This window comes from Paenibacillus sp. FSL L8-0340, from assembly GCF_038593145.1.
In the GTDB taxonomy this organism is placed as follows: Bacteria; Bacillota; Bacilli; order Paenibacillales; family Paenibacillaceae; genus Paenibacillus_AQ.
Map to the genome: position 1 here is coordinate 7,387,260 of NZ_CP151967.1, position 23,006 is coordinate 7,410,265.

At 51.9% G+C, this 23,006-nt stretch carries 20 protein-coding genes; 7 read left to right on the plus strand and 13 right to left on the minus strand.

The annotated features are described in order from the left end of the window. Positions 1–221: 221 nt before the first annotated feature. Positions 222–1,124 carry a LysR family transcriptional regulator gene (locus tag NST07_RS33900; RefSeq protein ID WP_341097419.1) on the minus strand — a complete coding sequence of 301 codons (903 nt, stop codon included), beginning with the start codon at positions 1,122–1,124 and terminating at the stop codon, positions 222–224. A 141-nt stretch (positions 1,125–1,265) separates the two neighbouring features. Here NST07_RS33900 and pyk point away from each other — a divergent pair, with 141 nt between their 5' ends. Then, the gene (pyk, locus tag NST07_RS33905) at positions 1,266–2,696 is read left to right on the plus strand and encodes a pyruvate kinase (protein WP_342480884.1); all 1,431 of its coding nucleotides are present in this window, start codon (positions 1,266–1,268) and stop codon (positions 2,694–2,696) included. Between the two features lie 133 nt (positions 2,697–2,829). Here pyk and NST07_RS33910 read toward each other — a convergent pair whose 3' ends face one another. From NST07_RS33910 to NST07_RS33920, 3 genes are all read right to left on the minus strand, one after another. Continuing rightward, positions 2,830–3,042, minus strand: coding sequence for a cold-inducible protein YdjO-related protein (locus tag NST07_RS33910; protein WP_342480885.1), 213 nt, complete (start codon positions 3,040–3,042; stop codon positions 2,830–2,832). Positions 3,043–3,073: 31 nt separating this feature from the next. Next, positions 3,074–3,553 carry a 23S rRNA (pseudouridine(1915)-N(3))-methyltransferase RlmH gene (gene rlmH, locus NST07_RS33915; RefSeq protein WP_341380438.1) on the minus strand — a complete coding sequence of 160 codons (480 nt, stop codon included), beginning with the start codon at positions 3,551–3,553 and terminating at the stop codon, positions 3,074–3,076. A 93-nt stretch (positions 3,554–3,646) separates the two neighbouring features. Beyond that, complete coding sequence (locus NST07_RS33920) at positions 3,647–5,440, minus strand: hybrid sensor histidine kinase/response regulator transcription factor (protein WP_342480886.1); 1,794 nt, start codon at positions 5,438–5,440, stop codon at positions 3,647–3,649. 167 nt (positions 5,441–5,607) lie between these two features. Between NST07_RS33920 and NST07_RS33925 the strand changes: the two genes are divergently transcribed. Genes NST07_RS33925 through NST07_RS33935 form a run of 3 tightly spaced genes read left to right on the plus strand, consistent with a single transcriptional unit; the run spans position 5,608 to position 8,197 of the window. Next, a complete protein-coding gene (locus NST07_RS33925) occupies positions 5,608–6,519 on the plus strand; it encodes an ABC transporter ATP-binding protein (protein WP_342437790.1) in 912 nt (303 codons plus the stop codon). After that, complete coding sequence (locus NST07_RS33930; RefSeq protein ID WP_341097424.1) at positions 6,516–7,457, plus strand: ABC transporter permease subunit; 942 nt, start codon at positions 6,516–6,518, stop codon at positions 7,455–7,457. The genes NST07_RS33925 and NST07_RS33930 overlap by 4 nt, the downstream gene beginning before the upstream one ends. Before the next feature lie 47 nt (positions 7,458–7,504). After that, positions 7,505–8,197 (plus strand): DUF4097 family beta strand repeat-containing protein, encoded by a 693-nt coding sequence (locus NST07_RS33935; protein WP_341097425.1) that lies wholly within the window; start codon positions 7,505–7,507, stop codon positions 8,195–8,197. Here NST07_RS33935 and NST07_RS33940 read toward each other — a convergent pair. Both NST07_RS33940 and NST07_RS33945 read right to left on the minus strand, forming a co-directional pair. Next, entirely contained in the window at positions 8,184–9,956 is a 1,773-nt protein-coding gene (locus tag NST07_RS33940; protein ID WP_342480887.1) for a HAMP domain-containing sensor histidine kinase, read from the minus strand. The genes NST07_RS33935 and NST07_RS33940 overlap by 14 nt on opposite strands. Further along, positions 9,953–10,750, minus strand: a complete 798-nt coding sequence (locus tag NST07_RS33945; RefSeq protein WP_342480888.1) for a response regulator transcription factor — start codon at positions 10,748–10,750, stop codon at positions 9,953–9,955. Before NST07_RS33945 ends, NST07_RS33940 begins: the two co-directional genes overlap by 4 nt. 423 nt (positions 10,751–11,173) lie before the next feature. Between NST07_RS33945 and NST07_RS33950 the strand changes: the two genes are divergently transcribed. Continuing rightward, positions 11,174–12,223, plus strand: a complete 1,050-nt coding sequence (locus NST07_RS33950; RefSeq protein ID WP_341097429.1) for a peptidoglycan DD-metalloendopeptidase family protein — start codon at positions 11,174–11,176, stop codon at positions 12,221–12,223. A 120-nt stretch (positions 12,224–12,343) separates the two neighbouring features. On the opposite strand, the gene NST07_RS33955 is transcribed toward NST07_RS33950, so the two are convergent. Continuing rightward, a complete protein-coding gene (locus NST07_RS33955) occupies positions 12,344–12,694 on the minus strand; it encodes a helix-turn-helix transcriptional regulator (protein WP_341097430.1) in 351 nt (116 codons plus the stop codon). A gap of 136 nt (positions 12,695–12,830) precedes the next feature. Here NST07_RS33955 and NST07_RS33960 point away from each other — a divergent pair, with 136 nt between their 5' ends. Together NST07_RS33960 and NST07_RS33965 are read left to right on the plus strand one after the other, a co-directional pair. Beyond that, complete coding sequence (locus tag NST07_RS33960) at positions 12,831–14,225, plus strand: MFS transporter (RefSeq protein WP_342480889.1); 1,395 nt, start codon at positions 12,831–12,833, stop codon at positions 14,223–14,225. Positions 14,226–14,346: 121 nt separating this feature from the next. Continuing rightward, positions 14,347–15,905, plus strand: a protein-coding gene (locus tag NST07_RS33965; RefSeq protein ID WP_342480166.1) for an IS3 family transposase whose coding sequence is annotated in 2 segments (ribosomal slippage) — positions 14,347–14,980 and positions 14,980–15,905 — 1,560 coding nt in all. Because the reading frame shifts where the segments join, the coding sequence is not laid out codon by codon here. Between the two features lie 394 nt (positions 15,906–16,299). On the opposite strand, the gene NST07_RS33970 is transcribed toward NST07_RS33965, so the two are convergent. The 6 genes from NST07_RS33970 to NST07_RS33995 all read right to left on the minus strand — a co-directional run bounded on the left by NST07_RS33970 (position 16,300) and on the right by NST07_RS33995 (position 22,889). Next, entirely contained in the window at positions 16,300–17,409 is a 1,110-nt protein-coding gene (locus NST07_RS33970; RefSeq protein ID WP_341097432.1) for an endospore germination permease, read from the minus strand. A gap of 27 nt (positions 17,410–17,436) precedes the next feature. After that, the gene (locus NST07_RS33975) at positions 17,437–18,615 is read right to left on the minus strand and encodes a Ger(x)C family spore germination protein (RefSeq protein WP_342480890.1); all 1,179 of its coding nucleotides are present in this window, start codon (positions 18,613–18,615) and stop codon (positions 17,437–17,439) included. 9 nt (positions 18,616–18,624) lie between these two features. Then, a complete protein-coding gene (locus NST07_RS33980; protein WP_342480891.1) occupies positions 18,625–20,142 on the minus strand; it encodes a spore germination protein in 1,518 nt (505 codons plus the stop codon). Positions 20,143–20,524: 382 nt separating this feature from the next. Then, positions 20,525–20,707: a hypothetical protein gene (locus tag NST07_RS33985; RefSeq protein WP_342482006.1), complete on the minus strand. Its 183-nt coding sequence runs from the start codon at positions 20,705–20,707 to the stop codon at positions 20,525–20,527. A 161-nt stretch (positions 20,708–20,868) separates the two neighbouring features. Continuing rightward, positions 20,869–21,036, minus strand: a complete 168-nt coding sequence (locus NST07_RS33990; RefSeq protein ID WP_063829780.1) for a CxxH/CxxC protein — start codon at positions 21,034–21,036, stop codon at positions 20,869–20,871. 44 nt (positions 21,037–21,080) lie between these two features. Continuing rightward, positions 21,081–22,889, minus strand: coding sequence for a M3 family oligoendopeptidase (locus tag NST07_RS33995; RefSeq protein WP_342480892.1), 1,809 nt, complete (start codon positions 22,887–22,889; stop codon positions 21,081–21,083). Positions 22,890–23,006: the final 117 nt, after the last annotated feature.

Below are 23,006 nucleotides of genomic sequence, written 5' to 3' on the forward strand. Positions count from 1 at the left end.
TGTCCTATATATTCTTTATCTCTAATTGTCGAAAACTGACTATTCTTATCCTCTACCTACCAAAAATAAATTTCGCCCTACTTATGATACGGTTCACCGCGTTGTCTTTAACGGCATGTTTTTGCCTATTATTGTGCCATTCTCCTTTTGCAAGAAGAAAAATGTTAGTTTGTTCAAAAGCATGCTTCATAATTAGGGAGTGACATGTCCCATCGGAACATTTAATTTCCTGCCCATCCTTTCGACTGCTCCCGGACCAGTGAGAGGAATGCTGCCGCTGCCGGCGACAACGTCTCCTGCTTCCGGGTACAGACGGCAATCGGATTTAACAGCGAAGCGCCGTTGACCATCACACGATCCACATCCCCGCGCTCCACATTGTCCCTTACGGCCAGGGAGGAGATAAAGATGGCTCCGTAGCCCGCCATGACGGCCCGAACCATCTCGTTCACCCCGTTAAATTGCAGACCGACCTTGGGAGGATTCACGTTCAAAGCCCGGCACAAGGAGAAAAGACGCTCCCGGGTAGAGCTTCCCTCTTCACGCAGAATGAAGGGAACCTTCATCATTTCCGCTAAAGTTATTTCCTTCCCGGCGTATGGATGATTTTTGGGGACGATAAACCAGAGCTCGTCCTCCAGAAGCTCCTCCCATTCGATGCCCGTTTGCTCTTCCCAGCCGCCTCCATAGACGGCGACCTCCGCATCGTACTGCAGTAGCCCTTCCACCGCTTCCCGGGAGTTGGCAGTGGTCAGGACAACCTCCACGGAAGGATGCTCCTGTTTGTAGAGAGCCAGCCATTCCGGCAGCAGGAGATTGGCTGGCAGATAGGTGGCGACGATCCGCAAGATACCGCTGAACCCTGCCTTGTATTCCCGAACCGCTTCATCCAGCTCACGCTCCAACGCAAACAGCCGTTTGGCGTGACTGGCCAGCATTTGACCCGCATCGGTCAATAGAATGCCACGCCCCTTGGAGGCCAACAGCTGGATGCCCAGCTCCTTCTCCAGGTTGCGTACCTGGGCCGTAACCGCAGGCTGGCTGATCCGTAGTTCCTCCGCGGCGCGGGTGACTCCGCCTTTTTCGGCGATGGTATGAAATATTTTAAGGGCGTGAAGATTCATAAGATGACCTACCTTCTACATCAAAATTGATGAATAACGAATATATATATATTTTTCTGATGAATCGTTATGCTTTATTGTATGGGTTAGGGAAAATTTTCACAAGAGTTCAACGTTAAATAATAAGGAGAGAAAAAAGCCATGAGCAAAACTAAAATCGTCTGCACCATCGGTCCCTCCAGCGAAAGCCCCGAAATGCTCCGGAGGCTGATCCAAGCCGGCATGAACATCGCCCGCCTGAACTTCGCCCACGGAGAGCTGGACGAGCACGCGGAGCGCATCCGCCGCATCCGGAAAGCAGCCAAGGAGCTGAACCAATACGTTGCCGTCCTGCTCGACATCAAAGGTCCGGAAATTCGCATCGCCAAAATGGCCTCGGACTACGCGGAGCTGGTACCGGGTGAAACCGTGGTTCTGACCACCGAGGAAGTGCTCGGCACCAAGGACCGCATCCAAGTCACCTACAAGCAGCTTCCCCAAGATGTGAAGCCCGGTAGCATCATCCTGATCGATGACGGTCTGGTCCGTCTGGAGGTCGTAAAGGCCGAAGGCACCGAGATCAACTGCCTCATCAAGAACGGCGGCAAGCTGAAGCAGCGCAAGGGCGTCAACGTTCCCGGCGTCAAAACCAGCCTTCCCGGCGTAACCGAGAAGGACGTCCGGCACATCAAGTTCGGCATTGAGCAGAACATCGACATCATCGCCCAATCCTTCGTCCGCAAAGCCGAAGATATTCTCGAGATCAAACATATCCTCAACGAGCACAAGGCCGGCCACATCCAGGTCATCGCCAAGATCGAAAATGACGAGGGAGTGGAGAACCTGGACGCCATCCTGAGCGTAGCCGACGGCCTGATGGTTGCCCGCGGAGATCTGGGCGTAGACCTGCCGGTGGAAGACGTGCCGCTGGTTCAGAAAGACATGATCAAGAAGTGCAACCTGGCCGGTAAACCGGTTATCACCGCCACCCACATGCTGGAGTCCATGCAGATGAACCCGCGTCCGACCCGTGCGGAAGCGGGCGACGTCGCCAACGCCATATTCGACGGCACCGATTCCGTCATGCTGTCCGGTGAATCCGCCGCAGGCAAATACCCGCTGGAGTCCGTCGAGACCATGGCCCGCATCGCCGCCCGCGCAGAGTCCGTCCTGGGACGCTACGGCCGCTGCAGCTGCAAGGGTGCCGAGGCTGCCACCGACGTAACCGGCGCCATCGGTGAAGCCGTTGCCCACACCGCCCTCGTGCTCTCCGCCAAGGCCATTCTCGCCTTGACCGAAAGCGGCTTTACCGCCCGGATGATCGCCAAGCACAAGCCGGCTGCACCGGTCATCGCCGTATCCACCAAGGAGAGCGTGCTGTACGCCCTGTCCTTAACCTGGGGTGTAACCCCGCTGCTCCGCAGCGAGTTCGCTTCCAACACTGATGCAGCCGTAGCAGCCGCCGTTGAACTGGCCAAGTCGGCCGGTTACGTACAAGATGGCGACCTGGTGGTCATCACCGCCGGTGTCCCTGCAGGCTGCACCGGAACCACCAACCTGCTGCGGGTTCACCAAGTAGGCGAAGCGCTCTAAAAAGTAAAACAACCGTGGCAGGAGCCAATCGTACCTGCTACGGTTGTTTTTGGTTTACCCTGCGCCCCTATCGAACCTTCCCTCGGCGGCAAGAATTTGTGCAATGGACCCTGCAGAGCTTGTCGGTGATCCTCTACCATTTGGTTTGGTCGGGACTCGTATTGTCTACGTTCGATTGCATCTTCTCGCTTTTTTCTGTGGGGTTTCCACATTGGATACAGGTAGCTGGACGAATAAACACAAAGTTGTCCCTCGTCCACCCGTTACAGCCGTCTTTGATGCACGACCAGATGGCTGTCAGTTCCCCCGGTAAATCAAGTAATGGCTTTTTCCGTAAATAGTACAAAAAGCATTAATTGCAACTCAAAAACTTGCCCCTACTTATGATACGGTTCACCGCGATTTATCTTCACCGCCCGGTACACCTGCTCTACAAGCACCAGCCGCATGAGCTGGTGGGGCAGCGTCATGCGGCCGAAGCTCATGCGCTGCTGGGCGCGGCGCAGGACCTCATCGGAGAGCCCGTGGCTGCCTCCGATGACGAAGGCGACATGGCTCGTCCCGTAGGTGCCGAGCCGGTCGATCTCTGCGGCAAGCTCCTCGGAGCTCCAGAGCTTGCCGTCGATCGCGAGCGCAATTACATGCGCCTCGCTCTTGATGTGCGCGAGGATGCGTTCGCCCTCGCGTGCCTTAACCTGGACAACCTCCGCGGCGCTCAGGTTGTCGGGCGCTTTCTCATCGGCTACTTCGATGAGCTGAAGCTTGACGTACGGCGTCAGCCGCTTGGCATACTCCGCGATGCCGTCGATCAGGTATTTCTCCTTCAATTTGCCCACGCCGATAATTTGAATTAACATAATATCCTCCATACACCGGCCTCCGGGCCGGCTGCTGTATTCTTCGTTGTATGATTAGTAAGGCATCCGCCAGCCATCAGTCTTAAATCAATTCTATGCCCGAGGCTGCACCAGCTGCTCTTTCCTGCTCTTCTCTACGGCCTCGTCGCGGTCGCCCACCTGGAGCTTCAAATAAATCGCCGAAATATAGTTTCGGACGGTCCCCTCTGACAGATGCAGCTTCTGGGCAATCTGCTTATTGCGCAGCCCTTCCGTTAATTCTTGCAGAACCTCCAGCTCCCGCTCGGTCAGGTCATACGGATTCAGTGAAGTATCCAACTGCTGATCCTGGAACAACTGCTGGGCCACCTCCTGCGAGATCATCGTCCCGCCTCCGTAGACCAGGCGGATCGTCGCCGCCAATTCCTTCGGATGGAGTGCCTTTAGCAGATAGCCCTCAGCGCCAAGCCGCAGCGCTTCCGCCGCATAGGTAATCTCCTCGAAGGTTGTAATGATAATGACCCGGATCTCCGGCCACTTCTCCTTAAGCTGCCGGGTAGCCTCCAGGCCGTCCATTTCCGGCATGTGAATATCCATCAGGACAATATCCGGCTGCTCAGCGGCGCATTGCTCCAGCGCCTGCTTGCCATTCGCGGCAGTACGGATCCGGAAATCCTTCTCCTCTCCAAGCAGCAGCCTCAGGCTCTCGCGGACCAGCGGCTGATCGTCAGCCAGCAGGATATCAATCCGCCGCTCCCCTTCCTGCGTCTGATTCGGGATCATACAGGTTACCAATGTACCGTCATTTTCCTGGGAATCAATATATAGCTTGCCCTGCAATGCCGCTAGACGCTCCTTCATACCGTTGAGGCCGAAGCCGTAGCGCAGCTGTGCAGCTCCCTTGCCGTTATCCTGAATCTGCAGCATGAGCTGGGCCGGATCATATTGCAGGACCACCCGGATGGCGCTCGCCTGCCCATGCCTGCTGGCATTGGTCAGTGCCTCCTGCAGCGAACGGCATAATGTATGTTTGGCCTGCTTAATCACCGCATAAGGCTCGCCCATCGTGCGGAACGACAATGCGACCCCCGTATTGGATTCGAACTGCCCGGCAATCTGCATCAAAGCCCGGTCCAAGGTCACCGGCTCCTCCAGCGGGTCCATCTGATGGACCTGCCGCCTCACATCCTCCAGCCCCTTGCGGGCTAGCTCCAGAACACCCTGAAGCTTATGCTCTCCTTCCTCCGTGGTTACATGCGGCCTCAGCGTTTCCAGACCCAGAATCATCGAAGTATAGCTGTGTCCAATTGTATCATGTACTTCCCCGGCCATCCGGTAACGTTCCTCCAGCAGGGTCATGCGTTCAATCTGAGAGGAATACTGCTCCAGAATGGCATATTGCTCGTTGACTAGCGTCAGCTTTTGCCGGATCGCGTTGATCGACTTCGCTCCCATCTGCAATCCATATCCGGCTGCGTAGACAAACAACCCGTCCGACAGGCTCTTCCAGATCAGCGGGTGCGACAGTCCTTCCCCTATCGCGGGTCCGGCGCTTAAGCTGTACAGCAATAAGGTGATTGGAAGCGTATATAAGTGCGCCTTGCCCCGGGCATGGAAGGCAAGCATCATTACAGCAGGCAGGAATAATCGCGTTAAGCCAAAATAGTATCCCAGCGCGAACGCGATCCCGCCTGCGAATATAAATTCCAGAAGAATATACCGCGTCTTGAAATCCCGTCCAACCCATGCAGGAATTAAGCCGCCCAGCAATACCGCTGGCAGCACCAGCCAGAGCGGGAAATCCGGCTTATCCAGATACATCAATATAACGACCGCTATGCTCCATAACAGGCGTAAGAGCAGAACGGTTAGATCTTGCCACGCCCGCCGGGCTTTATTTTTTTGCATCAATCAGCATCTCCAATTCAGCTTGATCTGTTGTCACATCCAGCATATGACACGCAGTAACTGTTCAATATGACAGCCCGCTTGGTAGGTTAAGGCCAGCGGGATTCAGCTAAGCGATATGCAGAATTATATCCTACTACAATCATTTGGAAAAGGGAGGGGTAGCTTTGCCGCTGCTTCAAATACGGGATCTGACCAAGGTCATTGGCCGCAAAACTCTTGTAGACCATGTATCACTGGAAATGGAAAAAGGAGAAATCATGGGCCTGCTGGGCCCCAACGGAGCTGGAAAAACAACGACAATCCGCATGATCGTGGGACTCGTCTCCAAATCGGAAGGACAGGTCATTATTGACGGGATCGACACCCGGCAGCAATTCTCCGCAGCTATGGGCAAGGTTGGCGTTATCGTGGAACAGCCCGATCTGTACAAATATTTATCCGGATATGACAATCTGATCCTCTTCTCAAGAATGAGTCCGGGCGTTACCGAGGACCGGCTGAAGGAGATTATCCAGCTTGTAGGACTGGAGCTGAGCATTTCTGCAAAAGTCAGTACCTACTCGCTGGGGATGCGGCAGCGTCTCGGCCTGGCCGTAGCGCTGATGCATAAGCCTTCCCTGCTGCTGTTGGATGAACCGACCAATGGCCTTGATCCGGCGGGCATCCACGAGCTGCGGGAGCATCTGAAGAATCTGGCCCGCCAGGAGAATGTCGGCATTCTGATCTCCAGCCATCTGATGTCCGAGATGGAGATGATGTGCGACCGCGTTGCCGTGCTCCAGCAAGGCAAGCTGATCGGCGTGCATCGCTTATCGGAGCTGGTTCAGGAGGATGACGCGCTCGTCCAGTTCGAGGTGGACCGGCCGGAGCTGGCGGTGCAGGTGCTGCAAGCTTTCCTGTCAGGCGCGGAAATTACTGCCGGCCACAATCAGCTTCGTGTACGCCTACCCAAGAACCGCATTCCCGAAATCAGCCAGAAGCTGCTGGATTCAGGCATTAACGTATACGGGGTGAATACGGTGAAGCGGACGCTTGAAGACAAATACCTTGAGATTACAGGAGGGCAAGGACATTGAAGCTGATTAACTATATCCGAAATGAGAATATGAAGATTTACAAAAGAAAACGCACCTGGGTGCTCATTGCTCTCGTTGCAGTCTTCGTCATCCTTCAGATCATCAATGTGCGTGCTGGAGATGGGGCCACCGCAGCGGCAGACTGGAGGTCGCAGCTTGAACAGGAGAATCACCGGCTGGCAGAGGAAGCTGCCGAACCGGATGCGCTGCAGATTGAAATACGGCAGGCGGAGAAAAACATTTTGCTGAACGAGTACTCCCTGCAGCATAATTTGCCGCCTGAGACGAATGCCTGGAGCTTTGCGGGGGATCTTTCAGGAAACATTATATTTGCCGTCTCGCTGATCTCAATCATTATTGCCGGAGAGATTGCAGCTGCCGAATTTGTGTCCGGCACGATCAAGCTGCTGCTGACCCGCTCGGCCAGCCGGACAGAGGTTTATACCGCCAAATATATTGCTGCGATCCTGTTCGGACTGGGGTTGACGCTGCTCGGCCTTCTGCTCTCCCTGCTGTTCGGGGGAATCATGTTCGGCTGGGGCGGTCTTGGAGACAGCTATATGTATGTGCGGGATCACACCGTGCACCAAACGCCCATGCTGCTTTCAATCCTTGGCAGTTACTTGTTCCATCTGCCGTTTCTGCTCATTTCAGTTACATTGGCTTTTATGATATCTGCGGGTTTTCGCAGTCCTATCTTTGCTATCGTCATTCCCTTGTTCGTCTCCGTGGCCGGATTTGTTATTTCCATCGCTATGAACGGCTGGACGTGGACCCGTTTCTTTATTTTCTCCCATTCCGACCTTAGCGGTTATTTCTTGGGTGATCCGGCGGTGAAAGGCATGACGCTCGGCTTCTCTCTGGCTTTTATAGGGCTTCATCTGGCAGTCATGCATCTTCTTTCGCACACCCTGTTCGTCAAACGTGATGTCTCATAACGGCACACAATGCTCTTCCATATTAAATTTAGAAAAGGGGAATTCAAATGCGCTGGACATCGAGATTAATGATCGTAGGTTGCCTGCTGCTAGTAACCGCTTGTAGCAAAGGCGAAGAAACATCGTCAACTCAGAAGCTTGAACTGGATGCAGCCAAGCTGACGAAGCTGGTCATAGACAACCGCAACGGGGAAATTGAAGTAAACGGTGCAGACACGGATACGATTGAGGTCAACGCCGTGGTCACCGCCAAAGGCATAAGTATGGATAAATTAAAGCTGAAGCTGCGGGCAGAAGAGGCTACTGCATATTTGGATGCTTCCTTTGGCAGCCAGATGCTGGCTATGGGCTCCGGGTCCGTAGATCTGGAGATTACACTTCCGCGTGAACTGGCTGTGGAGCTGGACTCACATAGAGACGGCAAACTTAAGGTTGCTGATCTCTCGGCCTCACTGAAAGTGGACAACGTGAACGGTGATCTGGAGGTTATCGACACCAAAGGTCCGGTAACACTCTCCAATAGAGACGGCGATATCACCGTGCGCAATATTGGTACCGATGTTGATATCGATAATATCAATGGACATGTTGTGGTAACCGAAGTAGCAGGTTCGGCCGAGGTTGCTGTCGGAGACGGGTCACTGGATATGGATCATATTACGGGCGATGCCGTGATTTCCCAGACCGGGAACGGTGAAATTAAGCTTGGCACCATTGGCGGAAACGTTAGCCGAAAGTAACAGCCGCCAGACCATCCCAGATAAGCCGGATTTCCGTTCCTTTGCCGGGGGCGGAACTCACGGTGATCTGTCCACCCATCGCCTCGACCAATCCCTTGGAGATCGCCATGCCCAGACCGGACCCGTTCGTTGTGGAAGCCGTATCTCCCCCGCGGTAATACCGCTCGAATAAATTCGCCGCCGTCTGCTCATCCATCCCCTGGCCATTGTCGCGGAAAATAATAACCAATCCGCCGGTATCCATCGCACTCAGCGTTACGGTAAGCTGCGTGTCCGAAGAATTATGCAGCAGCGCATTGGCCGTTAAATTGCCGACGACCCTCTCCATCCAAGGCCGATAGATCCTGGCGGTAATTTCTGTGTCAGGGGATTGATAAATGATCCGACCCTCTCCATACTCCGGGTTGGCCGCGGCCTGTTTCAGCGCATTGCCAAGCCAGGCTCTCATCTCCACGGGCTCGGTCTGCGGGACATGAATACCCGACCTCAGCCGGTAGGTAATGGCCAAATCGCTGATCAGCGTATCCATATGCGCCGACTTCTCCAGCATGATTGCAGAGAACTTGCGGACTTCTTCAGAGGACCAGTCATAAGTATCCTCTGCGAGCAAATGGGCATAACCTTTAATGGAGGAGAGCGGGGTTTTCAAATCATGGGTAATGCCGGTAATCCATTCTTCCCGCAGGGTCTCTGTCCGCTGCCGCCGGTCCTCGTCACGCCGCAGAATTCCGGTCAGCTGGTCCAATGACAGCATGACATCGGCAAAGATAGTATAACGCCGCTTCCACTTGCCTGACTTCAATCGGCTGCGCGGACGGCCCTTGCGGTCCACCGGTTCGTCATAAAAGCCCTGCCCGAGGAAATCGAGCCAGGCCAGCATATGGAACATCGGAGCGCCGAATCGGCGCGCGTTCAAGAAGGACAGCAGCGCAAAGATCAGCAGCGTCGCCCCCAGCATCCCGGCAATTCCAGTCAGTACAATGCGCATTTCTGCAGAGATCAGGGGGGCCTTGCCCGATGACTTTGCCATATCATTGGGCAAGCTTACCACCCAGGTCTGACCGGTATCTTCATTATAGTCAAACGCCATACGGTATCCGTATCTTCCCGCATACTTCGAGCGCAAGGCAAGCTCTTGTACAGTATATTTGGCTGGAGCAGAGTCCGGCCGGTTAAAAGCCGCCACCTCACTGCCCTCCGGATTAAGCAGCTGCACATAACCGTCAAGCGCCTGGATCCGGCTTTCTGTCTTAGCTGAAAGCAGCAGCTTCCCCTCCGCATAGGAGGAAGGTTCTTCGCTGACCGCTTGCAATAGCGGCTTAAGCACCTGAGGCACCCCATAGAGAAGCGTGTATATTCTGCCGTGTTTCTCCTGAATCCAGAGGTAGACATCATACGGGAAATTCTGCTGCTGCTGCCAATAGGCGGCCAGCTCCCCCGGATTATACTGCGCGGGAACATCAGAAGGCGTGTTATAGGACTTCTCTACTTTTCCGTTCTCATCCAGGCTTTGCAGCCAGCCTTTATTTTGCTTGACCTGCTCCAGCAGCTTCGGGTCGAAGATAACGCCGTCCGCTCCGAACTCGGAGGACTCAACCAGCCTTTCCAAACCCACGGAAACAAAATTATCGGTGAGATTAATCTCCGAAAGCCGCAGCAGCACCCACATAACGGTGATTGCCGCAATAAGCAGCACAACCAATCCGGCGATGGCCGAATGCAGCACGAACCGGAGGGTCAGACGCCTTTTCATCTTCATGCCTGTCCCTTTTCCTTCGCGCTGCGCTGTACCAGCTTATACCCCAGTCCTCTAACATTGACCAGATACACGGGATTGGCAGGCTCCAGTTCAATCCGTTCGCGGATCCGGTGAATATGCACCATAACTGTATTGTCGTCGCTAAGCGCGGCCTCGCCCCATACCCGCTCGTACAGCTCGCTTTTGGTGAACAGCCGGTTCGGATGCTTGCAGAAAAATAACAGCAACTGAAACACCAGCGCCGGACAGGTGACCACTTCACCCTCCACTCTCAGTTCGCCCGCCGTCTCATCCACCTGAAATCTTCCGAAATCATAGCTAATGTTCTGCTGAACCGGCTGCCGCTCCTGCCTGGCATTTCTCTGGGGAGGCTGTCCGTGTTGCCCCTCTTTATTTTGAACAGGCTCCGTCCCGCCCGCGTCACCAAGATAACGGCGAAGCTGCGAACGGATCCGGGCCACCAGCTCCAGCGGATTAAACGGTTTGGTGATATAATCATCGCCGCCGACCGCAAAGCCGGTAAGCTTGTCAAAATCCGAAATACGCGCAGACAAAAACAGCACCGGCGCATTCGTCGTCTGCCGCAGGAAAGGGCAAATATCAATCCCGCTGCGCCCCGGCAGCATCACATCCAGCACAATCAGGTCATACACCTTGCTCTGGCAGGCCAGAATAGCAGCTTCACCCGTACCCTCCGAATCTATATCCGTGAATCCTTCTTTATAAAGTACCGTCTTGATCAGCTCAACAATGGACGCCTCGTCATCGACGAGCAGAATGGCAGCATGGTTCATGCCAGTTCCCCTTTCGATTTATATAAATTGAACTTATAATTCTTCTATTTTGGGAATGGCCATGACTACAGAGAATATTTGGACTTCCGGCCGCTGTTAGGTTTGGATTTCCTGATTTTAACCGCGAATCGCGGTAGAAATCCAAACCTAAAGGCGGACACTATCGCTCCTACAGTTCCAAAATTCCCCTCCGCACTTTTCCTTAAATGTAATTCTCAAGTTCAATCTATCTAGTAATCGCAACTATCATAACATGATTGGCTCCGCCAGGCTGGACGCATAACCTTAACAATAGCTTAATTCGTCTGCCAAAACTGTTGTTCAAAGTTAAGCAACCGTTAATGCAGTGTTATACTGGCAGAAATACTGACTAGCTACAATAAAGAGACGATAGGACAACAGCACTGCCGGGAGGAACAACATATGCGAAGCATCAGCAAAATGATGGCTGGTACGACGGTCTTGGCCGTCTTATTATCAGCCTGTGGAGGAGAGAATTCGATGAATAACAGTCCGGAGTCATCAGCATCTGCCAGCCCCACAGAGGAGGCAGCACAAGTTACGCCTTCCGCATCCCCTGAAACCAGCAAAAGCGGACAACTGCCCGTACAGCCGGAGAATTTGGCTGGGGCCCTGTTAAGCGGCAATTTCAGCGGGATTTATGAGCGGTTCAGCCCTGAATTCAAGCAGCAAATCAGTGAAGAGGAGGTCAAAGAGATGGGTTCGGCGTTTATTCAAGGGGTCACTGCCTTTGAGCCTTCCACTGTGATGCGGCTGAATGGCACCGAACACCGGATATGGACAAGCGATGATGGCCATAAGGGGATTATTGCTGTTTTTGATGAAGCGGGCATCATTCATGGCCTGAACATCACGGAGCTGACCACCTATCCCGAGACGGATAAGTTATTGACCCGGACTGCCATGACGCTGCCGTTCCAAGGGGATTGGTTTGTATTCTGGGGCGGCAACAACGTGCTGAACAATTATCATTATGAGTACGAAAGCCAGCGCTACGCCTATGATTTCGTGCAGGAAGTGAATGGACTTTCATACGAAGGAGATCCGCTGCGCAATGAGAGCTACCATGCCTTTGGAAAGAATGTCACCGCCCCTGCTGACGGAATCGTCACCGAAGTCATAAATGACATCCCCGATAATACCCCTGTGGGCGTGATGAATGAAAAAGAACCCCCAGGCAATCTGGTCGTGATTGACCACGGCGGAGAATACAGCTTTTTGGCCCATCTGAAGCAAGGTTCGGTAACCGTAAAAAAAGGCGATTCGGTCAAAACGGGCGATATCATCGGGAAGCTTGGTAATTCCGGCAACTCCAGCGAGCCGCATCTGCATTACCAGGTATCGAACGGAGCCGACCTGTTCGGCTCCCGGTCCCTCCATATCCGGTGGAAGGACAATCTTAATCCGCTGAAGGGCCAGACTGTAACCGGCAAGACCGCTGCAAACCGCTAACAGCTCAAGAAAAGAAGAATGAACATGATAGGATACGCCTGAGGCAAGCGCCTTAATCTGCATAGTATGAACTGGACCCTGCTGATGGCAGGGTTCTTTTTCCTTTTCGAAAGCTTGCCGCTAGTGCTCTTCCGTCTTCTCCATAAACAGCAGCTTTGACTCACCAGCCGATTCATAGGCCTCCAATATGGAATCCAGCAGGCCCGGGAAACGCTCGTCCAGGTCATCAGAGCGCAGCGACAGCAGGCGCTGTGTTCCCTGGGCACGGGTATGGACGACTCCCGCCTCGCGCAGCGTGCGGGCATGATGCGACATGGTCGATTTGGCGATAGGGACATTGAAGCTGTTGCAGGCCTGTTCACCATGCTTGCGGATTTCCGAAACAACATATAATCGAAGAGGATCGCTGAGCGCATACAATACGGAAGCCAGTTGAATGTCTTTACGGTCTGGATGATACAGTATCTTCATAGATAAATATCCCCTTTGTGGTGCAGATGGGTGCAAAATATTTTAAAATCCCTAATTGCATTTTACCTTACTGCATGCTATATTTCAATTGTTCGTAAGTAATCGAACTATCAAACAATAAAGGAGTGGCCCTCTCATGAGCTCAAGCTCTACATATCCACCTGCAGTGGACAGCTCAGCCCCTTCGGTGGAAGCCACTCTTCCACGGGAAGGGCTGCTGACCGTTCTGTTCAGTGTCGCCATTGTACTCGTTATAATGAATACCGCTATGTTCAACCTGGCATTGCCCGATGTGACTGAAACATTCGGCATCTCGGCTGCATCAGCTTCCTGGATCGTAACCGGGTATTCGATCATGTTCTCCATCGCCTCCATCACATTCAGCCGGCTCTCCGACTTCCTGCCGATTCGCAGGCTGCTTACTATAGGTCTGCTGACGCTTGGCCTGGCGGCGATTGCCGGCTTCTTCAGTTCGAATTTCGTATTTCTGCTGATTGTACGTATTGCGCAGGCCTCCGGTGCAGGCGCGGTGATGTCCCTGTCACTCGTGCTGTTCACCCGCTATGTCCCGCTGGCCCGCCGCGGCAAAGCAATGGCGACCATCATGTCTGCGGTTTCGCTTGGCCTGGGTCTCGGTCCGGTGGCCGGCGGAAGTATCGTCGAATATCTCGGCTGGCACTGGCTGTTCGCCGTTACAGCCGCCATCCTGCTTCTGGTGCCGCTGTTTCTGGTGCTGTTGCCCAGAGAAGTGCCCCGCCGCGGTTCATTCGACGCGCTCGGCGGACTGTTTCTCGGCATCGGAACGACCGGCCTTCTGCTGTTTCTGACCGGCGGATACTGGATTGCGCTGATCGCCGGAGTGGCCTCCCTTGCCCTGTTCATCCGCCGCATTGGCAGCACTCCCGATCCGTTCGTAATGCCTGCACTGTTCCGTGACAGCTCTTATCTGGTCCTGTCACTGGTCGGAATCGCTTCTTATTTATGCAGCTTTGCCACCTTGTTTCTGCTGCCGCAGATTCTGACCCACCGCTTCGGCTTCAGTGCAAGCCACGCCGGGCTGGTTATCTTTCCGGGGTCACTGCTGGCGATTATCGTCTCCCGGGGGGTAGGGCGGATTATTGACCGGTATGGCAATGGGGGCATTCTGCGATATGCACCGCTCCTTGTGCTAACCGCCACCGTCCTGTTTGCTTTGCTCGCCGCGCACTCCTGGATTGCGGTTATGTTGACCTATATGATCATGAGCCTGTCCTTTACGGCGTTGTCCAGCAGTGTATCCAATGAAATCTCGCGGATTCTCCCTTCTGCCCAGATCGGCTCCGGTATGGGATTGTTCCAGCTGCTTCAGTTCTTCAGCGGAGCATTCAGCGTAGCTCTGGCAGCCAGCGCTTTGGAGTGGCAGCGCGGATTATCGCTCTCGTCGGCTTACTCCAATATCTACTGGGGACTTTCACTGGCGGCAGGAATTGCTATTCTTTCAGCCTTTATGTACCGCCGTAGCAGCCGGACCGGCGAACTGGCGGATGCTTAATTCCCTATGTTTCCACAAAAAAGGGGCTGTCCCAAAAGCCATGAAATGGCTGCTTGATATGCTCCCCATATAGTAGACAGGTGAAATAATAAAAACCTGTTACTGTATGGGGAGTATTTTTATGGAACAAAAGAAGTTTACAGCATTTGAAAAATTAACGATTCTCCAAGAGGTTGAATGCGGCCAGATCGGGCTCAAGGCTGCAGCTCGAAAGTACGGATTATCTAAAACATCTCTAGTGAAGTGGCGACGACGTTATCAATTGTACGGTTTTGAGGGGCTGGAAGTCCGGTCCTGCAACCGAAAATATACTGTGGAAATTAAGCGCCAGGCCGTTAAAGATTATATGGAGGGGGCATTGTCGCAATATCAAATCATCGACAAGTATAAGATCGCAAGTCGAACCCAACTCGCCAACTGGATTAAGAAGTATAATGGTCATAGCAGCAGCTTAACAGCTAATTCAGGAGGAACTAGAGCTATGACCAAAGGACGCGTAACCACTTGGCAGGAACGGATGGATATCGTGCTGTACTGCCTGTCGAATGGACAAGACTACACAAAGGCAGCAAACCATTTCCAGGTTTCTTACCAACAAATATATAGCTGGGTGAAGAAGTACGAAATAGGCGGCGAAGAGGCATTACGAGACGGCAGAGGACGTACCAAAGCACCTGAAGAGCTCACAGAAGCAGATCGCCACAAACTCGCGATGCAAAAGCTGGAATATGAGAATGTGCGGCTGCGTGCAGAGAATGCTTTTCTAAAAAAGTTAGAGGAACTCGAAAGGAGGAGACGCTAAGTCACGTTCGTCAGGAGAACATCTACCTGGCTATTCAGGCCGTTCAGCAAGAGGAGTCTTGCTCTATTCAGCTTTTGTGTAACATCGCAGGGATCTCACGGTCAAGCTACTACAAATGGTTGAATCGTGAACCCAGTTCCCGGGAGACCGACAACGTGAAGCTTACACAGGCCATGCTTCTCCTGTATGAGAAGGTGGAACGAATCTTTGGGTATCGTCAATTGACCCTGCATTTGCGCAGACAAATGGGTAGAGTCATTAACGCGAAGCGAGTGTACCGTCTCATGAGGCTCCAAGGCATCCAGTCCGTCATCCGCAGAAAGAGGAAGAAGTACGTAGGCTCTGCGCCTCAGCAGGTTGCAGAGAACGTACTGAACCGTAAATTCGAGGCGGAAATGCCAAACCAAAAGTGGGTAACCGATGTAACGGAATTTAAATATGGTAACGGGCGGAAGGCGTATTTAAGTGCAATAAAAGATCTACATGACAAGTCCATTGTTGCTTACGTTCTGGGTCATTCTAATAATAATTCGCTGGTTTTTAAGACGCTGGAGTTGGCTTTGCAGGCAGCACCAGAGACCCACCCCTTACTTCATAGCGACCGTGGTTTCCAGTATACCTCTCTGCACTTTAAGCAGATGCTGGACGAGGCAGAACTAACGCAGAGCATGTCCCGGGTGGGCTGCTGTATTGATAACGGACCCATGGAATCCTTCTGGGGGACACTCAAATGTGAGAAGTACTACTTGCATACCTACCAAACCTTTGAAGAGCTCCAACAAGACATTGATAATTACATACATTTTTACAATTACGAACGGTTACAGGCAAAACTAAACGGCCTCAGTCCCAATGAATTCAGGACTAAGGCCGCTTAAGGATCTTTTATTATTTACGCTGTCTACTTGACGGGGTGCAGTTCATGCTTGGGATAGCCCTCTGTTTTTAAGTAGGATTACCGTGAGCACTTGGGTGTACGCTCCGCGAACGCAACGTTGTTCCAATCGCTGTGCTCTCCAGATTTTTTTCATTCCCCTTAGCGGTGAAAATCCGGAGACCAAGGCGACCGCTACCGCTTTTCCACAATCATTTCGTTCTCTCCGCTGTTTATTGGAAATGTACTGCAATACTTATAAAAACGCAAAAAAGAAACCACTCTTAATGGATCTGGAAGAAGATATTTCAGACAACCACCTCGTTCGGGTCGTTAACGCCGCTGTGAATCGGCTGGACGTAAGGCGGTCCTGCCAAATCTCCTCTGAACATACGGTTTTAAGCATGATCCGCAGCAGCAGGCCGTTTCCTTTGTCTCCATTTACCTACTACAAGCAAGAGTAAGGGCAAGCCGAGCATATTCACCGGCATCGCAAACGGCACCCAGTAACGCTGCAAATAATTTGAAGTCGCCTCCGTTACATCTTGGGGAATTAACGCAAATACAAACATAACCGGGGCAATGAACCAAATCAGGTTCCTCCAGTTGCGGACATGCAAAAATTGGGCGGTGCCATAGCTCATCAGGAAGAGCATCACAGCAAATTTGACGAATACGCTGGCGAGCCATATGACGACCGGAATCGCATCGAAATTATCAATAAAGCCGAACAGTGATATTTTTTTGGTCATTTCGAAAAAAGGGTACCACATGTTAGAGGAAAGATTGACCCCTAAAGTGAAGATCACCATCAGCGTTGTTATCAGTACAAAGAAAACCGAGGTCAAGACGGCCCCGAACGTGTACAACGCCCCCTTGCGCGGCTGGGTCAAAAATGCGGCAAACATAAGGTATTCAACAGAATGACCGAGGTAGGAGGCTGGTGCCAGCGCTCCACCCAGTATTCCCGTCATTCCGCTATCCGCATAGACCGGGAGGATGCTCCTCCAGTGGATATTGTTGGCGCTAGCGATCAGGACAAGGCCAATCATGAGCAAGATGATCGGCCCCAGAACCTCGCCGCAGCGGGCAATGCCTTCAATTCCGCCTGCGTAGGTTGCATAGACAATCACGAAGATCATCAGAAGCATGACCGCTTCTTTCGGTGTCCCGTGAAGCAGCATGACTTGGACCAAATCGGAGAATTGGCGGAGAATTATCGGGGTAATCGTATACCATTGAACCAAATAAATTACGATTACAGCTTTGCCGATCCATTTCCCAAGAATCAAATGACTGTATTCAAAAAACGTCTGCCCAGGGTATAGCTTCGCGGCTTGCGTCGCCAAGAGTGCGATCAGCGAAGCTATACCTCCGGCAACGATAACGGAAATCCACGCATCCTGTTTTGCCTGTAGGCTTGGGGTGACCGTCATGACCAATGTCATCCCGAGATCCATGATAAGGATGATCCAGAAAACCTGTATACCCGTCAATTTCATCTTCATCGCAAAGAGCCCTCTTCCGGTTGATAGTCAGTCCGTTTTTTCTTTATGCGCGGGGGAGTGCGTTTTGCCCGTTCGTTCAATCTTGATGTGGGCATCGATAGTCACGGGAACCTCAGGAAAAATATCAAGCCATTCATCCTTCATTTTTTTCCAGGCATACGGATACTCGATGTGGACATCCTCTCCGATGCCGAGGATATCCGACTGGAGCACTTTTTGCACATGCGTTAACATGCTCTCTGCCTCGCTTTGAATTTGCTTCGACAACAAGGTTTCGACACGTTTCATATGATTCACTTTGCTCAGGTCCAGCTTCGAATCGTTATCGATCTCCCGGACGGTGGCATGTAACGAGACCTTTACTTCGGGGAGGTCATTCTGGATTACCAAGTGCATTTTCATGCCGCTTTGCAGCAGTTCAACACCTACGGTCCCTCCGTATTGTTCGTTCTCAGGTTCCACTTGCACAGTAAACCTCAAATGGTGTCCCCCCCCTGTCCACCAGCGCAATAGTTTTAATTCGTCGGATGACAAGTATCCGGATAGTTGATTTCTATGGTAAACTGCAGCCCGGTCAATCGTGAACGTTTCCTTATCAGTACCTTTATGAATGACCCTTATGGCAGCGGTAACCGGTGATCTGTCTTGTGAGGACAGAGCATTCAAGAATTCGTCGATTTTGACAGGAAAGCTTAATTTGCTGGATTGAATTTTGTTGATACCGATACCCGGAATGAGTTCAAGCTGATAGGGGGTGTTCAAAATTTCTTTGGCTGTCTCTCCATAAGTTGTTAGCACATAACTATTGGAGCGGCTCTCAGGAAATCTGGTAAATGTATCCACTACCTGATTGATACCATGCCGGGCGAATTGTTCTCCGAAAATGATGACGCCTCTATGCCCAAAATAGATGGCACGAGACAATTGCTGCTGCAGTTTCCCTGTCACTTCCGATGAGTTCTTCCCGCTGGCCGAGATGACGATGACTGATTTCTTGCCGCTCCCCCCGGACTGTACGGCACTGGGGATTCCCGTTGGAAGGGCGATCTGAAGGGTTATTTCGAGCTGTCCGTCATCTGTAAGATCAATTCCGCTTGCCATAACCAAAGCGAGATCGTCCATTTCATTGCGGTCCCAGCAGCCGGTCGTCAATCCGAGAATAACGAAAATAACCAGGAACCTGAATGTCCGGAGTATTCTGGTCATTTGCTCCTTTCACTCCATTCTTCGCTGTGTTTGCTTTTGACGCCTCCGCATTACCCGCCATGGGGCACGGATCAAAGTATCCGTTAGTCCTGTGGGGTTAAACGGTGCAATTGGTGTCATATAGGGAACACCGAAGGATTTCAGGGTTACCAGATGGATCAAGACGCAAATCAAGCCAATCCCAACTCCATACAGACCGAAGCTTGCAGCGAGAAGCATAAGCGGAAACCGTATAATACTGATCGCCTGGCTCATGCCCGGGTTCGGGATGAGAAAGGAAGCAATACCTGTAACGGATACGACGATGATCTGCGGAGCGGAAATAATACCTGCCTGAACGGCAGCCTGTCCAATGACAAGTGCGCCCACAATGCTGATCGTCTGGCCTACTGGACGGGGAAGGCGGATTCCTGCTTCGCGCAGCGCCTCAAAGGTAATTTCCATGATCAATCCTTCCGCTATTGCTGGAAAGGGGACAACTTCCCGCGCCGCTGCAAGGCTGAGGGCCAAGCTTGTCGGGATCATTTCCTGATGGAAGGTCGTGATCGCAATAAATATGGCAGGGAGCGCCATCGCTAAAAAGGCAAATAGATATCTGAGCCATCGTAGCATCGTAACGTATATGAAATTAGTATAATAGTCCTCGGCTGTCTGAAAACCAAACCAGAATGTGATCGGGAGAACGAGCACATTCGGCGAACCGTCAATCAGGACCGCAATTTTACCTTCGATCAGGGAACCTGAAACCAAATCGGGCCGTTGAGTTGCCTGCATCAGGGGAAAGGGTGAATAGGGATAGTCGCTAATCAATTCCTCGATATAACCGGATTCCAGCACACTGTCCATATCAATGCTGGATATCCGTTTTTTCACCTCTTCAACTACGCTTTGTTCTGCTAGATTTTCAATGTACACAATTATCACGTCAGTCTGGGAAAGCCTTCCTGCACAGAGCTTCTCCGTCTTTAGCCGGGGCGTCCGGAGCCGATGGCGAATGAGGGCAAGGTTGATGTCGAGTTTCTCGATAAAACCGTATCGCGGACCGCGAATGACTGCCTCCGTTGCCGGTTCCTCAAGCTGACGATGCAGCTTGTCTTTGAGCCCAAAGGAGAACGCCTCCGTGGAGGATTGGGTGAATAGAACGACTTCTCCCCTAACGATGCTTTGAACGACTTCATTCATATTGGTAGCGATACGGGGTTGTACGATGGAAGCCAATTTGAAGTTCAGTATTTCATAGATGTGGGTGGAGCTGCTGCTGGACGCTGCTTCGGGCTGCATCAAAGGCTCCAAGAAACCGTCATCCCAAAGTTGATCGTCAACTAATACATCCAGATAAACGACCATACCCGGAATGGAGCCAAACATATGAAGTTTGCGCACGACTAGATCGGAGCAATTGGCAAACAATTGAGCGAGGGCCGTTTCATTGTCATCCAGTTCGCTGGAAATCTTCAACTCAATTGTTTTATCTAATTCTTTCAGTTTGTTTCCGAAAGGATCAGTTACTCTTTTTTTCGTTTTCATATGCTCCTCCTATCAAAACATAATCTTCCCCATCCATTATTGGATTATTCGGAATAAAATACCATGAGTTAGAGGCAAGTGGAAACGGTTATGCCGTCCTTAAAAAGGAGCATATGCTTCCGAAGCAGCGATACAGAAATAAATTATTGAATTTCGAAAAAGGGGCTATCCCCTTATGCTTTTTCCAAAGCATTTGAGATAGTCCCTTGGTGGGGCTCCATTGAGGTATATTTTCCCTGCCGCCGTGCATACTTCATGCATAACAAAAGAATGCATATGGAAGGGGTGCAAGAAAAATGAAAGTGCTCGGAAAAGCAGCCGCCTTTTTGCTTATTATCGCTTTATCAGGAGCCGTCCTGTATTATGCCACCGCAATGGGTGGTTAGCTGAAATACTTAGTGACAATCTTCTCTGCCGTCCGGGTAGCCAGCGCTTGTGTCGTGAGAGTAGGGTTAGGGCCGCCGATGCCATTGAAATGCACACTGTTGTCGGCTATGAACAGGCGCCTCACTTGATAAGCGTCACAGGCTTTCCCTTGCTCATAATCTATTGAAGCAAGCTGCAATTGATCAAAAACAAAGAGCAGCCATTCTCCAGTGATGGGAGAATGGCTGCTCTTGTTGACCTTTTGTGGTTTTGAAAATGAGAAAGGGCTGTCTCTACTAGTAGAAAAACTACTTTTGAACTGCCCCTTTCTACTCTTGCCTGATTACTTATTGAAGGTCCCTAGACCACCAAATACTCCGCATTTTTCTCGCATTCCGCACATTTCGCCGGCGGGTCCCAGTCCGAGAACTCGGTTTCCTTCAGATCCACAATATCCGGTGCATCCTCGTACTCGTCCACAAACTTGTCGATGGCCAGCTCCACATGTTCCTTACACACTACGTACATTCAATCAAGCATCCCTTTCTGTGCCGCTGCGGCGTATACTCCTTCTATTGTTCTACCACACTTCCCGGCAAAAAGGAACTACCCGCCCCAAACTGCAGGATATCCTCTGCAATGAGAGCCAGCGCATCCCGCCAGAACTCCAGCGAATGCACATCAATGTCCATCAGTTCCGCGGCATCCGCAATGGTTGTTCTGCTGCTGGCTGCCAGGAAGGATTGATACTGGTTTACAAAATCCCCGCCCCGCTTCTTATACTGTGCATATAGTCCTTTGGAGAACAGCAGCCCGAACGAATAAGGGAAATTCAGAAACTCGTTGCCTGTCATATAATATCCGGCTTTGCTGATCCACTGGTATGGATGAATCGACTCCGGAGCGACACTGTCACCATAAGCGGCAGTCATTGCCTCCAGCATCAGACTGTTAAGCTCCTCAACAGTTAACGCTCCTGATTTCCTTCTATTATACAGCCGGCTTTCGAACAGGTAGCGGGCGTAGAAATCAACAATGTAATAACCGGCATCGGAGAGGCTTCGTTCCAAGATAACTAAGACTTCCCCCTCCGGGGCGGACTGAAGCAGCTTCTGATTAATCAGACTCTCGCAAAAGATCGATGCCGTCTCAGCAATCGGTATTGGATAATCGGTATTGACCATCGTCTCCCCGGCGAGGCAGCTGCTGTGATATGCATGCCCAATCTCATGCGCCAGCACGCTGACATCCATATAGCTTCCCGTAAAGCTCGTCATAATCCGGCTCTCTCCGATCGGATAGATATCCACGCATAGGCCGAAATTCCCCTTCCCCGCTCTTGGCTCAGCATCAATCCAGCGGCGGTCGAATACTTTGCGGGCAAACTCTCCCAGTTCTGCACTGAACGTGCTGAATCCTGCTACGATAAGCTCCTGCGCCTGCGGATAGGTAATTCTGGCAGAAGACTCCCCGCCAACCGGAGCAAAGATATCATAGAATGGCAGCGGCCCCGTATGTCCCAGGAGCTTTGCTTTTTGGAGATAGTACTGCCCGAAGACCGGCAGGCTTTCCTCTATAGCCTGAAGCATGACTTCAAGCGTCTCTTGATCCATGCGCGAAGCTGCCAGCACCTTATGCAGCGGCGAAGCATACCCTCTCAGCTCATAGACTGCTGCCGCTTCTCCGCACACGGCATTGAGGCAGGCCGCACTCTGTTCCGCCACGTTCCGGCAAGCCTCGGCCTCAGCTTCATACGCCGCTTTTCTAACCCGTGGATCACTGTCATAGACCAGATTTCGCAGTTCCGGTAGAGCCAGACTACGAATCGCACCTTCCATTTCCACATCCGCGCGCAATGTAGACAAGGTTCTCATGTACAGTCTTTCCCAAGCTTTGGCACCGGTATTCTGCATCCGGGCAATGACCGTCTCAGCCTCTTCACTGAGCAAATACTGTGACTGCTTCTGAAGCTGGCGCAGATAAAAGGCGTGTCCAGCAAGATAATCGCTAGATTGTATGATGTTCTCCAGATCCTCCGCGCTCACTTGGGCCAGCCATTTGCTGAAGCTCACCAACGCTTCGCCCGCACCGGCTGCGGTATCCTCCAGTTCATCCATGCTGTTCACTGCTTCTGTATTACCGCTGTCACTGCTGAAGACCAGCTCCGCATAACTGAACAGGCAGAGATATACTCTTTTAAACGCGTTGTAACGCTCCAGGAACTCTTCCGTTTGTTTGGCCGCATTATCGTTATCCTTTAAATGAAGAGCCGCCCATGCCTTGAGGCCGTTGGCAAGGGTCTCCGCAAGTTTAAGGTCCTCTTGAAATTGATCTGACTGGAATGAGGGGTACAGGCTCTCCAGGTCCCATGTTAAGTCCATCTGCATTTATCTCCTTATCATAGACGCAGCTGAAGCTATACGTATCCCGGCAACCAGCCATAAATACATATAGCAGGCTGCGTATAGTTGAATGTATTTTCAGAACTCTCTAACCTG